Source organism: Streptomyces nigrescens, from assembly GCF_027626975.1.
Classification (GTDB): domain Bacteria; phylum Actinomycetota; class Actinomycetes; order Streptomycetales; family Streptomycetaceae; genus Streptomyces; species Streptomyces nigrescens.
This window is the reverse complement of record NZ_CP114203.1, coordinates 5,507,496-5,520,561: the sequence shown is the minus strand read 5'-3', so window position 1 is coordinate 5,520,561 and position 13,066 is coordinate 5,507,496. Positions and strand designations below refer to the sequence as shown.

Here is a 13,066-nt window from a genome sequence, read left to right as displayed (position 1 = left end):
CGCGGCGGCCGAGCGGTCCAGTGGCAGACGACGCCAAGGCCGGCCCTCGTGGACCGGCCGGGACGGGATCTGCCCGACCGCGCCATCCGGACCGCGGGCAGGCAGATCACTGTGGTTCGGTTCGTTCAGTGTTTCCGGGCGCGACGCTTCCGGCTCATGAACGCGATGACCAGGCCCGCACCCACCAGCAGACCGACCAGGGCGATCATCTGTGGCAGCCCGGACATACCGGTGTGCGCCAGCGAACCCGTGCTCCCGCCGCCCGGGGCCGGGCGGTGGGCAGGCGGCGCGGGGGACGGCGGCGTAGCGGCCGGTGGCGCACTCGGCGTCGAGGTCGGGGCCGGAGTCGGCGTCGAAGTCGAAGTCGGCGTCGCACTAGGCGTCGGTGTCGGAGTCGCAGTAGGCGTCGAAGTCGGAGTCGGAGTCGGAGTGGCCTTCGGGATGTACACCCCGGCGTCGATCGTGTGATCGACCCCGCCCGGCTTGTCCGGCGCCGTGACAGGCGCGTGGCCGTTGCACAACTGCCCGGTGGTCGGCGGGGTCACATTGGAGTCGTGCGCACGGTTGGCACCGGCCCGCGGGAGCGTGAACCTCAGCTCGCTCGCCGGGGGCTGCTCGGGCACCTGGCTGGTGTCCGCGGTGCACACGTCGAACTGCACCGTGTACTTCGCGCCCGGCGTGAGCTCGTACGCGGCGCCGACACCCCCGAAGTAGTACTCGCCGGCGGCATTGGTCCTGGTCGTGGCGACCTGTTTGCCGTCCGCGTCCAGCAGGTTGATCGTCGCCCCCGGCAGCAGCACGTGCCCCGGGTCCTGAATCCCGTTGTGGTCGCCGTCGAACCACACGACGTTTCCGATCTGGATCGGCGCGTTCGCCGCCGCGTACGCGATGTCACCGAGCCCGCCGGCCTTGCCGAACCCGCCTTGTACCCCGCTGACGAACTGGAACCCGTTGGCGGTCGGGTTGTTGCCCGGGCCCTGACCGGTCGTGATGTCGTGGTACCCGGTCCCTGAGGTCGCGACGTTGACGACCGGGTCGAACTCCGTGCTGACGACCCACTGCTGCTGCGGGATATAGGCCACCGACCCCAGCGCGGTCTCCTGGTGCGCGTTGGCGTAATAGTCGCCCGGGAAGTATTCGACGACACCGGCGGCCTGGCCGCCGCTGTTGGCGGGGGTGGCGTGGTTGGGGCAGCTCCCGGTGCCTTCCCATTGGTATTCGCCGGTGGGAGTGGCGCAGACCATGGTGATGTCACCACCGGACATACCGCTTTCCGCCGTGTCGTTCCCCGGGCGGGGGTCCAGCCCTCCCCAACTGAGCACATCCATGAACCGGTCGCGGAAACCCAGGATCATCGAGCCGTCGCGGGCGAAGGCGAGGGAGGACAGCTCCGGCTGCGGATCGATGAAGACGCCGCCCGCCTTCCGGTCGTCCCACGTGTCCAGGCTGGTGTTCCACGGGTTCCAGTGGGTGGCCTTGTCGCCGGAACCGAAGACGCTGCCGCGTTCGTCCGAGAGCGGGTGGCTCAGCACCGTGGTGAACCGCTTGCCGTCGTAGGTGGAGACGAAGGCTTTCAGGTCCGCGCGCTGCCGCGTGCTCTCCGCGCTGCACACGCCGCCGACGTACAGCGTGTTGTTGTGGGCCTGGAGACCGAACGGCCGCCAGTCGTCGGGGCTCGCGCACCCCGGGTCCGGGATCGGGACCGTCGACTCGGGCGCCGCGGCGGTGGCCCCTGTCGCGTCGAAGCTCACCAGGCTGCGGGTCCGCAGGTTCACCGCGTAGAGCGTGGAGCCGTCCTCCGACAGGGCCAGGCCACCGATGCTCTCCTTGCCCGGCGCGTCGGTGAACCCGGGATCCTTGATCATGTTGGCGGTGTCGTGCCGCGTCACCGCGGCGTCCGGCACCCGCGCGAACAGCTCCGGCGCACCCGAGCCGTTGACCGGCACCGTGTAGATCGCGCCCCCGCCCTGCGGCCCGTACGGGGCGTACCGGCGGGCGAACGCGCTCTGGAACAGCCGGGTCCGGTACGTGTCGTACGCCAACCCGAACGTCGTGCCCACCTGGTCCTGCGTGGCCAGCGTGGCCGGGCACGCCACATCGGTGGGACAGGTGCCCCGGGTCTTCGTCCCGAACGCCACCAAGGCCCGGTTGTCGGTCCCGTTGGCGCCGTTGTGGACCGGCACGAAGTACCGCGAGTCCGGCAGCGTGTAGTCGGCCGGATCCCACACCCCCGTCACCACCGAGGCGTTCTTTCCGTCCGACACATCCACGAACGACGTGAAGCTGTCGAAGTGGTTGTCCGCCGTCGACGCAGGCGCCGCCCGCAGGTAGTCGCTGTACGGTGCCGGGACGCTGACGTCGACGCGGTACCGGCCGCCGCTCAGCACGGCCGACCGCGACACCACGACCTTTCCGGTGGCATCCGTGACGCCGGTGACATCGTGCCCAGCGGGGTCGGAGATCTCCACCTTCATGCCCCGCTGTGGGACGTCCATCGTCGCGTTGATCACACCGGTGCCGAAGAAGTCGCGCAGCACCTGAACCGTCAGCGTGCCGTCGGCGGTCGAAGCGGCGGCCGGCCCAGCCGTCGCTCCCACGGCACCGCCCGCCAGCAACAGAACGGATAACCCTATGCGTGCCAGCGGCTCCACGAGCCCACGGGCCGAACGGCGAGAGTCTCTGCCGACTCGGTTCATGGCATCACACTCCACACTTTTCTCGTCAGGAAAACGAAGTACCTGCTTCTCGCTGCCCGTCGACTTCGTGGCCCCGGACGCGGACGCCGGCGCGAACGCCACGGAAAGGAAAAAAGACGGCCCACGCCGTTGCGTGGACCGCTTTGTGGTGATCGCTTGAGGATATTGCGGGCGAGCTGTAAGCCTCGCAGGCCAGGAAAAGCGAACGCGCGTTCAGGGCCTCGGGTAAGACGGCCGCGGGTGGTGTGTTCCTGCAACGCACTCACGGCGCCCCCGCCCCCCACCGCCGACCTCGCCGACCGCCATCGCGAGCAGCGCGCGAATTCTATCCGCTGGGGTCTCGCCATCACCAGCAGAACGCCTGATATCCATCGGAATCCGCGAGAGTCCCCAAGTGCCCGGAGAATGGCGCCCGGAAGAATGTGCGATAGCGGCATGATGGCCGAATCCGGTCCCATTGGGCGTTGCTTCGTTCACTTCTGGACAGCGCTTGTCGATGAGCCTGTGTGGCAGTTGTTCATCGACGGGACAGGGATTCTCACGGGAAATAAGTCCGGCTCGGATTCTGTGGCGGGGGCACGCTGAAGTACGCGGCTGAGGAAGACGATTTCAGCGCAAGCTCGTACCCGGCCCCAGGCCCCCGGACCGCTCAAACCCCCGCCGCTCCCAATACCGACCCCGCCGCATACGTCACGCCCATCGCCACCACCCCACCCCCCACATTCCGCACCATCGCCCGCCCCACCGGCGCAAACCCCATCCGCGCACTGCCCCACCCGCACAGCGCCAGCGCCACGACCACCGCACCCACCGTGATCCACAGCCGATCCGCGGCCGGCGGCAGCACCATCGCCAGCAACGGCAGCAACGCCCCCGCCGTGAACGCGAGGAAGCTCGCCCCCGCCGCATGCCAGGGATTGGTGAGTTCATCGGGGTCGATGCCCAACTCCACCTCGGCATGGGCCCGCAGCGCATCGTGCTCGGTGAGCTGCTCGGCCACCTCCCGGGCCAGCTGCTCGTCCAGCCCCTTCCCCTCCAACATCTCGGTCAGCTCGACGAGTTCCGCCTGCGGCTCGGTCGCCAGCTCCCGCTTCTCCTGCGCCAGCGCGGCCTTCTCCGAATCGCGCTGGGTGGAGACCGACACATACTCACCGGCCGCCATCGACAGGGAACCGGCCAGCAGCCCCGCCAGCCCCGCCGTCAACAACGTGCCGCGTACGTCGGTGGCTCCGGCGACCCCGACGACGAGTCCGGCGGTGGACACGATGCCGTCGTTGGCGCCAAGGACCGCCGCCCGCAGCCAGTTGAGCCGGCTGCCGAGCCCGCCGCCGTGCGCCTCGTCGTGGTCCGTTGTCTGCGAGGTCATCGGACGAGCGTCTCACCCGTACCGGCCCGTGCCCCGCTCGACGCCCCCGCGCCGCCCCGGAATGGCCGGTGGTAGAAACGGCCTTATGTCCGCACCGCCCCCCTCACCGCCTCCCCAGCCCCCACCGCCCACGCTCGTCCAGCCGGCGCCCCGTAAGCCCGCGCCTCGCCGCCGACTGTGGTGGCACCGGCTGATATTCGGGCTCTGGTACCGCCCGGTGGAGGTGCTGGACGAGGCGCGGGACCGCAGCGCCTGGAGCGCGGCGGTGCTGCTGTCGCTGATCAGCGGCGCCATCGGGGTGCTGTCGGTGGACGCGTTCCACACCCAGTGGGCCGTCGACCGCACCGCGGGGCTCCAGCTCATCGGGCTGGCCGAGGCGGGGGTACTGCTCGCCAGCTTCGTGCTGGGCGCGGTCGCCCATGCGATCGCCCGCACCCTCGGCGGTATCGGCCGCTTCGCGCCGACCGCGAGCCTGTTCATCGTGCTCTTCTGGGTGACGGATCTGCCGCGACTGATGATCGCCGCCTGGCTGCCGACCGACGCCACCTTCGTGCAGGCCGCGACGTGGACGACCTGGGGCTTCGGCTATGTCCTCGCCATACTGCTCATACGCGGCCAGCACCATCTCTCGACGTGGAAGTCGGCGGCCGCGGTCTCCGTACAGATGCTGGCCGCACTGGCCCTGCTGAGGCTGGGCCCGGTCCGCTGAGGCTGGGCCCGGTCCGCTGAGGCTGGGGCCGGTCTGCTGAATACGGGGCCGGTCCGCTGAATCCGGCCCCGCCGCATCGGCCCGACCGGCCAAATCAGCCAAATCGGCCGCACGGCCCGCACTCAGCGGCTTCGAGTGCGGGCACCCGCCAACCACCGGCCACGGCCCGCTCAACTACGGCTGGTCAGCCGCCGTACGAGCCCCTCGAACGCCGCCCGCTCGGCCGCGCTCAGCTCCACACACTCCGACGGCGGCCCGTCCGGCCCGGTCTGCCGCGGCACCGATCCGAGCAGCTCCGGCTGTACGGGCAGTCCCGCTCCGGGCAGCCCCTCCGGACCTCGCGCCGAGAATGAGCCACCCGGTGCGAACCGTCCGCGCGAGGCGTACCGTGCCCGCATCTCCCGCTGGTCCCGCCGCAGGGCGGCCTCGTACCGGCCCCGTCGCAGCAGTCTGGTCATCCCGACCGCCCAGACGACGCCCAGAGCGACAAGGACGCCGAGGCCGATCTGCTGCAGAATCGAATCGGAGGGAAGCATGTGGTCCTCCCGGACGGATGAGGGCGCTGAGCCAGGGCTTGTCTTCGGATCGGTCCAGGAGTCAGTAGACACCACGTTTCAGGACTTCCGACAGGAGATCTTGGGCCGAAAGTCCCTAAGTGACACATCTCCTATGACATTTCGCCACATTTCCGGCACGGCCCGCGAAGGCGCCACCCCAAGAGGCCGCCCCGGCAGGATTCCCCCCGCCCCGTTGGACACCCCGGAGGCTTCCCCCGGCGAAGATCGTCCCGGACGATGACGGCACCTCGTCCGCGACGTGAGGAGTACGCACGTGCCGCAGCCGCACCGGCCGCAGCCCCGGCCACCCGCCGACGCCGCCCCAGAGCCCACCGGCGCGGAGCCCACCGGCACGGAGCCCCCTGGCGCCGAGACCTACACCGCCCCGCCCACCGACGCGGCCCCGCCCGGTGCGGCACCCGCCCGTGCCCTGGACGGCATCCTCGTCGCGGACTTCAGCCGGGTGCTGGCCGGGCCTCTGGCCGCCGCGACGCTCGCCGACCTCGGCGCCGAGGTGATCAAGGTGGAGCGGCCGGGCACCGGTGACGACACCCGCGCCTGGGGCCCTCCGTTCGTCGCGGACCCCCCTTCCGGCGAGGAGCCCCCTTCCGGCGAGGAGCCCGCACCGCACGAGGGCGGAGCGCCGCGGCGCGGGACGGCCGCGTACTTCGACGCCGCGAACCGCTCCAAGCGCGGTCTGGCACTGGATCTCGGCGATCCGGACGATGCGGCCGCGGCCCGCGAGTTGGCGCGCCGGGCCGACGTACTGATCGAGAACTTCCGCCCCGGCTCGCTCGCCAAATACGGCCTGGACCACACCGCCACCCGCGCCGCCAACCCGGGCCTGGTGCACTGCACCATCACCGGGTTCGGCTCCGGCGCGGGCGCCCGGCTGCCCGGCTATGACTTCGTCGTGCAGGCCGTCGGCGGGCTGATGAGCATCACCGGCGAGCCCGGCGGCACACCGCTGAAGGCGGGCGTCGCGCTGGTGGACGTGCTGACCGCGAAGGACGCCACCACCGGCATCCTCGCGGCGCTGCGCCACCGCGACCGCACCGGCCAGGGCCAGCTGGTCGAGGTCAATCTGCTGTCGTCGCTACTGGGCTCGCTGGTCAATCAGGCGTCCGGGCATCTGGCCACCGGCCGCGATCCGGGCCCGATGGGCAATCGCCATCCGAGCATCGCCCCGTACGAGACGCTGGCCTGCCGCGACGGGCAGCTGCTCGCGGTGGCGGTGGGCAATGACCGTCAGTTCCGGGAGCTGGCGCGGGCACTGGGCGCCCCGGAACTCGCCGAGGACGCCCGCTTCGCCCGCAATGAGGACCGGGTACAGAACCGCACAGATCTCGTCAAAGCGCTGGAGCGCCGGCTGGCCTCGGACACCCCGCGCGACTGGACCGAGCGACTGACCGCCGTGTCCGTGCCCTGCGGCCCGGTCAACACCGTCTCCGAGGCCCTGGAGTTGGCACAGCGCCTCGGTCTCGCCCCGGTGACACCGGTCGGCGAGGGACGTATCCCCCAAGTCACCAGCCCACTCCGCCTTTCGGGGACGCCGGTGGCCCAACCCTTCGCTCCACCCCGCCTGGACGAACACGGCACGGCACTGCGAACCTGGCTGTCGGGGCCGGCCGACCACCCCCTGCCGCCACACGTGTGACCTTCATCACAAGACCGCCGTACCCGCAACCAAATCCGTCCGCTCGTGCTGTTTACCAGCACGGAATCACAACACCCCTGTTATGGAGCAGCTCGTGACAACGCCGGACAACCTCGCGCCCGCTCGGTCCCGCACCCCGCACCAGCTGCTCCCCTCGGTCGAGCAGCCGGCGGCGGGCGCCCCGCGCCGTAACCGGCGGATGCGCCGCACGCTCGCCGTGACGGCGCTGTTCGCAGCGGGTGCGCTGACCCTGTCCGCCTGTGGCGGGGACGCCTCGGCCGGCGGCAACGACGACGGCAAGAACGGCCAGGCCGGCGCGGACGCCGCGGCCGCCAAGAACGCCTCCGACGTGAAGATCAAGGTCTCGTCGGACGACGGCGCCACCAACGCCAGCATCAACGACACCGGCGTGAAGGCCACCGGCGGCAAGCTGACCGAGGTGAAGCTCACCGAGGCCGACTCCGGCAAGGACGTCGCCGGTGCCATATCGTCCGACGGCACGTCCTGGAAGCCCGGCGTCCAGCTGGAGCGCGGCACCAAGTACCGGATCGTGGCGAAGGCCAAGGACGCCAAGGGCCGGGCCGCCACCGAGAACGCGAGCTTCACGACCGTCTCCACGGCCAACAGCTTCATCGGCAGCTACACCCCCGACAACGGCAAGACCGTCGGCGTCGGCATGCCGGTGTCCTTCAACTTCGACAAGGCGATCACCAACAAGAAGGACGTCCAGTCCCACATCACGGTGACGTCCAGCAGCGGCCAGAAGGTCGTCGGCCACTGGTTCGGCACCCAGCGCCTGGACTTCCGTCCCGAGGACTACTGGAAGGCCGGCTCCAAGGTCACCATGAAGATCGACCTGGACGGGGTGAAGGGCGGCCAGGGCATCACCGGTGTGCAGTCCAAGACGGTGTCCTTCACCATCGGGCGCTCGCAGGTCTCCACGGTCGACATGAACACCCAGAACATGACGGTCAAGCGGGACGGCAAGACCCTCAAGACCATCCCGATCTCCGGCGGCAGCCCCGAGAACCCCACCTACAACGGCCAGATGGTGATCTCGGAGAAGTTCGAGCAGACCCGTATGGACGGCTCGACGGTCGGCTTCAAGAAGAAGGACGGCAAGGGCGAGTACGACATCCCTGACGTCCCGCACGCCATGCGGCTGTCGGCCTCCGGCACCTTCCTCCACGGCAACTACTGGGGCGACCCGTCCATCTTCGGCAAGGCCGGCACCAGCCACGGCTGCGTCGGCCTGCGGGACAACAAGGGCGGCGGGGGCGACACCCCGGGCAAGTGGTTCTTCAACGAGTCGCTGATCGGCGATGTCGTCGTCGTGAAGAACTCGGACGACCAGACCATCAAGCCGGACAACGGCCTCAACGGCTGGAACATGTCCTGGGCCGAGTGGCAGCAGGGCAGCGCGGTCTGACGGACGACGCCCGCGGCGCACACGCACGAAGGTGGTGGCCGGTCCCTGGTAGGGGCCGGCCACCGCCTTTGTGTGTATGGGGCTGGTGTGTACGGCTGCGTACGGGGCTGGTGCGTACGGGGCCGGTGTGTGCGGGGCTGGTGTGTACGGGGCTGGTGTGTACGGGGCTGGTGTATACGGGGCCGCCGCATACGGCTCCGGCGGATCAGCGGGCCCGCCACCCCGGCCGGGGCCGGCGGGCCGGGCCGCGCCGGGCCAGGCCGCGCCGAGCCGGACCGCACCGGGTCAGTCCACCGGGTCCACCGGGTCCACCATGTCAACCGCCGTCCGCAGCGGCACCTCCCGTACGAACCAGGCTGCCGCGAAGCCGAGCGCGGCCAGCACCGCGGCGCCGATGAGGACCCCGTGCAGCCCGCTGGTGACCGCCGCCCGGTAAGCGTCCCGTACCGGTGCGGCCACCCCGTCCAGCACCTGTGGCGTCAGCTGTCCGGCGCCCGCCGTCAGCCGGTCCGCGGCGCCCTCCCCCACCCGGTCGGCGAGCCCGCTGTGCAGCCGTCCGGTGAAGACGGCGCCCAGCAGGGCGACACCGAGCGAGCCGCCGACCGTACGCAGCAGGGTGACCGTGCCGCTGGCGGCGCCCATGTCGCGCAGTGCGGCGCTGTTCATGGTGATGATCATGGTGCTCTGCATGACGAACCCGATGCCCATGCCCGCGACGACGGTGAGCGCGGAGGCCAGGGCCGTCGCGGTGTCCGTACCGAGCAGCAACAGGAGCAGGACACCCGCGGTCAGCACCCCGCCCCCCAGGATCGGATAGATCCGGTAGCGGCCGTTACGGCTGATCAGGGCCCCGGTGCCGAGCTGCACACCGAGCATCCCGAACATCAGCGGCAGCAACAGCAGCCCGCCGGCCGTCGGCGACAGCCCCTGCACGAACTGCAGGTACTGCGGCAGATAGCTGGTCGCGCCGAGCATCACCGCGCCGACCAGAAAGCTCAGGATCTGCGCCAGGGTGAAGTTGCGGCTGCGGAACAGCCGGGGCGGGATGACCGGCTCCACGGCCCGCCGCTCGACCCGTACGAACCAGGCCAGCGCCACCACGCCCACCGCCGCCAGCCCGAGGATCTGCGGCGATCCCCACCCGTAGCGGACACCGCCCCAACTGGCCAGCAGGGTCAGCGCCAGGATCGCGCCGGACAGTAGCAGGACGCCCGGATAATCGATCCGCGCCGTGCTCCGCTCGGTGCGGCCCAGCCGGATCCACACCCCGACGATCACCAGCGCGACCGCGCCGAGCGGCACATTGACGTAGAACGCCCACCGCCAGCTCAGCTGATCCGTGAGAAAGCCGCCCAGCAACGGCCCCCCGATGAACGCGACCGGCATCATGGCGCCGATCATCGACTGCATCCGGCCGCTGTCCCGCGGCGGCACCAGCACCCCGATGATCGACAGCGCCCCGACCATCAACCCGCCCGCGCCCAGCCCCTGCAGGGCCCGGAACGCGATCAGCTGCCCCATGTCCTGTGCCAGCCCGCACAGCATCGACCCGGCGAGGAAGAGCACGATCGCCGCCATGAACGTGCCCTTGCGGCCGTAGAGATCGCCCGCCTTCCCCCAGATCGGTGTCGCCACGGCGGTGGTGAGCAGATAGGCCGTCACCACCCACGACAGCTGTTCCAGGCCCCCGAGCTCCCCCACGATCGTGGGCAGCGCGGTCCCGACGATCATTCCGTCCACCATCCCCAGGAACATCCCGAGCAGCAGCCCGAACACCCCGAGGTACAGCGACCGCGACCGCTCCCCGTTCCCCGCGGCCCCCTTGGCCCCCATGGCCCCCTCGGCCCGGCCGGTCCCGCCGGCCGCTTCCGCCGCACTGTCCGTCACTTTCACTGCGCCCCCTCGCCCCTCACTCCCTTTCTCCGCCTCTCCGTCTCTCCGTCTCGCCGCGGATTCCGGTACGTGCGCCATCAGGCGGCGTACGGCCGGATGGCTTTGGCCTCCGCCAACGCCAGTGCCCACCAGGACAGTTGGTCGAGCATGACCTTGGCCGCGCCCTCGGCCGCCGGGTCCGTCGGCCGCCCCTCCGCGTCGAACTTGTCCCCGTAGTTGTGGAAGCTGACGGTGTGCCGGACCGTCATCGCATTCAGCTCCGCCAGCACCACGCGCAGCTGCTCCACCGCCCGCAGCCCGCCGGACAGCCCGCCGTAGGACACGAAGCCGACCGGTTTGGCGTGCCACTCGGCGTGGTGCCAGTCGATGACGTTCTTCAGGGGCGCCGGGAAGCTGTGGTTGTACTCCGGCGTGACGATCACCATCGCGTCGGCCGCCGCCAGCCGCGGGGAGATCTCGGCGAGCAGCTCGGTGGTACCGGGCGCCGGAGGCTGCCCGAAGGCGGGAAAGACGGTGGGCGCCGGCGTCTCGACGAGATCGATCACCTCCGCGGCCATGTCCCCCCGCTGGGCGATCCGTTCGGCCACCCACGCCGCGACCGTCGGCCCGAACCGGCCGTCCCGCGTACTCCCGACGATGACCGCGACCTGCAGGCGCTTCTCGCTGCCCATGACGCATCCCTCCCCTGCGCGCATACCGCTCTACGGCATGCGGCTCCGCTGCTGTGTGCGGCGTATCGAACGAGTACAACGTACACAGCAGCGTGTACAGCGTCTACTTCTGATACGTTGTACGCGATGCTGCTCCGGAAGGATCCGGGAAGGAAGTGGGCCCATGGCCAGCAAGAAGACCGCCGATGCCGAGGACCGGCGGCCGTCCGGGTCCGCCGCGGACTCGCCGGACCCGGCGGAAGTCTCCCTCTGGGAGCGGCTGGACCGCCCGGCACCGGCCCCGCGGGCCACTCTGACCCCGCAGAAGATCGCCGCGGCCGCCGTTCAGATCGCCGACACCGACGGCATCGACGCCGTCACCATGCGCCGCCTGGCCACCGAACTGGGCGTCGCCCCCATGGCGGCCTACCGCTATGTCTCCGGCAAGGGCGACGTCCTGGACCTGATGACCGAAGCGGTCTACGCGGACCTGCAACTCCCCGACGACCTGGAGAACTGGCGCGACGTCATGCGCGCCCACGCGCTGCGCACCCGGGAGATCGTGCTGCGCCACCCCTGGCTCATCCAGATCTCCTCACCGCAGGCGCTGCGCGCACTCACCCCCAGCCGGATGGCCGAGGCCGAGCGGGCACTCTCCTCCCTGGACGGGCTCGGACTCGACATCGACGCGATGATGGCCGTCGTCGGGACCGTCACCTCCTATGTCCACGGGGCCGTTTCGGCCGAGTGCGCCCAGCACACCCTGATGCGGGAGCAGGGCTGGGACAGCCCCGACGATCTGCGCACCGCCCTCGGCCCGCAGATGCGCTACCTGATGAGCACCGGCCGCTACCCCACCTATCACCGCTACCTCCGCGAAGCCGTCCACAAGGACGACCCGCAGTGGCGCTTCGAGACCGGCCTGGACAGCGTCCTCGACGGCATCGCGGCCCGGCTGGACATCTGAGCGGCCGGTGACGGACAGGTGCGCGGGAGGCATCCGCGCACCTGTCGGTCACCGGCCCCCGGCCGCGCAGCGACACCGGCACTGGCACTGGCACCGGCTCTGACACTGACACCGGCACCAGCTCCTCGTCCCGCCTCAGCGGGGGTGCACCAACTCCACCACTCCCGCCAGCCCCTCGCTCCCGTGGCCGTCCGCCACCCGCCGCTCCATCAGCGCGAACAGCGGCGCGTACAGTTCCGGGCTGACGCCCTGTGCGCGGCTGACCTCCCCGATGCTGTCGTGCGCGACCTGCATGGCGAGCGGTGATCCGGTGACGGTGTAGTCGCCGGAGTCGATCTGTGCCGCCATCGCGGGCAGACCACCGGCCATCGCCGCCAGCCACGGCTGCAGCAGCGTCGTGGTGAACTCCGCCACCGATCCGCCCGCCGAGCGCACCAACGCGGCCGCGTGCAGAAAACCGCCGAACATGCCGTACATGCCGCTCAGCAGCGCGAGGTCGTGGAGCGGTGCGAGCCCGGGCTCCTCTCCCAGGTAGACGCTGCGGGCGAACGCGTCCAGCACACCCCGGTGCGCCTCGAAGGCCTCCCGCGAGCCGCTGTAGAGCACGAAGGCCTCCGGGCTCGCGATGATCTCGGGCACGGCCATGATGCCGCCGTCGAGGTAGGAGGCCCCGAGAGCCGCCACCCGCTCCGCCATCTCACAGGCCTCCTCGGGCGACCCGTTGGTCACATTGACCACCACCCGCCCCTGCAACGCCGCCCGCCCGCCGCCCTGTTGCTCCAGCAGCGGACCGATATCGCCGTAATCGAGGATGCAGACGATCACGATCTCGCCCGCCGTGACCGCCTCGGCCACCGACTCGGCCCGCCGCGCTCCACGCGCCACGAACCCCTCCGCCCGGCCGGGCGTCCTGTTCCACACGGTCACTTCATGGCCGGCCACCAGCAGCGCATCCGCCAGCGCCGCCCCCATGCTCCCCAGCCCGAGGACCGCCACGCTCTTCTTCACCGTCGTCACGAACCGAACTCCCGCCTCATTGCGCCTGATTCAGCGACCTCGCAAGGGATTCCGGAGGCCGCCACATCAGTCTTGGCCGGAGCTCGACACGGGACAAGTACCTACTTTTTGGTGCGTACTTACCT

At 70.6% G+C, this 13,066-nt stretch carries 10 protein-coding genes; 4 read left to right on the top strand and 6 right to left on the bottom strand.

Features of this window, described 5'->3' with window-relative positions:
• Nucleotides 1–125: 125 nt before the first annotated feature.
• Complete coding sequence (locus STRNI_RS24775) at nt 126–2,597, bottom strand: SdrD B-like domain-containing protein (RefSeq protein WP_277412019.1); 2,472 nt, start codon at nt 2,595–2,597, stop codon at nt 126–128.
• Between the two features lie 748 nt (nt 2,598–3,345).
• On the bottom strand, nt 3,346–4,062 hold the full coding sequence (locus STRNI_RS24770; RefSeq protein WP_159487905.1) for a VIT1/CCC1 transporter family protein: 717 nt from the start codon (nt 4,060–4,062) through the stop codon (nt 3,346–3,348).
• Nucleotides 4,063–4,147: 85 nt separating this feature from the next.
• Between STRNI_RS24770 and STRNI_RS24765 the strand changes: the two genes are divergently transcribed.
• Nucleotides 4,148–4,771, top strand: a complete 624-nt coding sequence (locus STRNI_RS24765; RefSeq protein WP_229838338.1) for a Yip1 family protein — start codon at nt 4,148–4,150, stop codon at nt 4,769–4,771.
• Between the two features lie 170 nt (nt 4,772–4,941).
• On the opposite strand, the gene STRNI_RS24760 is transcribed toward STRNI_RS24765, so the two are convergent.
• Nucleotides 4,942–5,307 (bottom strand): hypothetical protein, encoded by a 366-nt coding sequence (locus tag STRNI_RS24760; RefSeq protein WP_109890400.1) that lies wholly within the window; start codon nt 5,305–5,307, stop codon nt 4,942–4,944.
• Between the two features lie 295 nt (nt 5,308–5,602).
• Between STRNI_RS24760 and STRNI_RS24755 the strand changes: the two genes are divergently transcribed.
• Nucleotides 5,603–6,985 carry a CaiB/BaiF CoA transferase family protein gene (locus STRNI_RS24755; RefSeq protein WP_277412018.1) on the top strand — a complete coding sequence of 461 codons (1,383 nt, stop codon included), beginning with the start codon at nt 5,603–5,605 and terminating at the stop codon, nt 6,983–6,985.
• 82 nt (nt 6,986–7,067) lie between these two features.
• Nucleotides 7,068–8,414, top strand: coding sequence for a L,D-transpeptidase (locus tag STRNI_RS24750; protein ID WP_109890402.1), 1,347 nt, complete (start codon nt 7,068–7,070; stop codon nt 8,412–8,414).
• Between the two features lie 285 nt (nt 8,415–8,699).
• Here the strand turns inward: STRNI_RS24750 and STRNI_RS24745 are convergent, their stop codons facing one another.
• On the bottom strand, nt 8,700–10,301 hold the full coding sequence (locus tag STRNI_RS24745) for an MDR family MFS transporter (protein WP_381845432.1): 1,602 nt from the start codon (nt 10,299–10,301) through the stop codon (nt 8,700–8,702).
• An 83-nt stretch (nt 10,302–10,384) separates the two neighbouring features.
• On the bottom strand, nt 10,385–10,978 hold the full coding sequence (locus STRNI_RS24740) for an NADPH-dependent FMN reductase (RefSeq protein WP_277412017.1): 594 nt from the start codon (nt 10,976–10,978) through the stop codon (nt 10,385–10,387).
• 163 nt (nt 10,979–11,141) lie between these two features.
• Between STRNI_RS24740 and STRNI_RS24735 the strand changes: the two genes are divergently transcribed.
• Entirely contained in the window at nt 11,142–11,924 is a 783-nt protein-coding gene (locus STRNI_RS24735) for a TetR/AcrR family transcriptional regulator (RefSeq protein WP_266445563.1), read from the top strand.
• Nucleotides 11,925–12,059: 135 nt separating this feature from the next.
• Here the strand turns inward: STRNI_RS24735 and STRNI_RS24730 are convergent, their stop codons facing one another.
• Entirely contained in the window at nt 12,060–12,941 is an 882-nt protein-coding gene (locus STRNI_RS24730) for an NAD(P)-dependent oxidoreductase (RefSeq protein ID WP_266445560.1), read from the bottom strand.
• Nucleotides 12,942–13,066 lie beyond the last annotated feature (125 nt).

Bases quoted from the DNA above. Each gene is read 5' to 3' on its own strand.
- STRNI_RS24770 (WP_159487905.1), bottom strand. From the start codon at position 4,062: ATGACCTCGCAGACAACGGACCACGACGAGGCGCACGGCGGCGGGCTC.
- STRNI_RS24765 (WP_229838338.1), top strand. From the start codon at position 4,148: ATGTCCGCACCGCCCCCCTCACCGCCTCCCCAGCCCCCACCGCCCACG.
- STRNI_RS24760 (WP_109890400.1), bottom strand. From the start codon at position 5,307: ATGCTTCCCTCCGATTCGATTCTGCAGCAGATCGGCCTCGGCGTCCTT.
- STRNI_RS24750 (WP_109890402.1), top strand. From the start codon at position 7,068: ATGGAGCAGCTCGTGACAACGCCGGACAACCTCGCGCCCGCTCGGTCC.
- STRNI_RS24740 (WP_277412017.1), bottom strand. From the start codon at position 10,978: ATGGGCAGCGAGAAGCGCCTGCAGGTCGCGGTCATCGTCGGGAGTACG.
- STRNI_RS24735 (WP_266445563.1), top strand. From the start codon at position 11,142: ATGGCCAGCAAGAAGACCGCCGATGCCGAGGACCGGCGGCCGTCCGGG.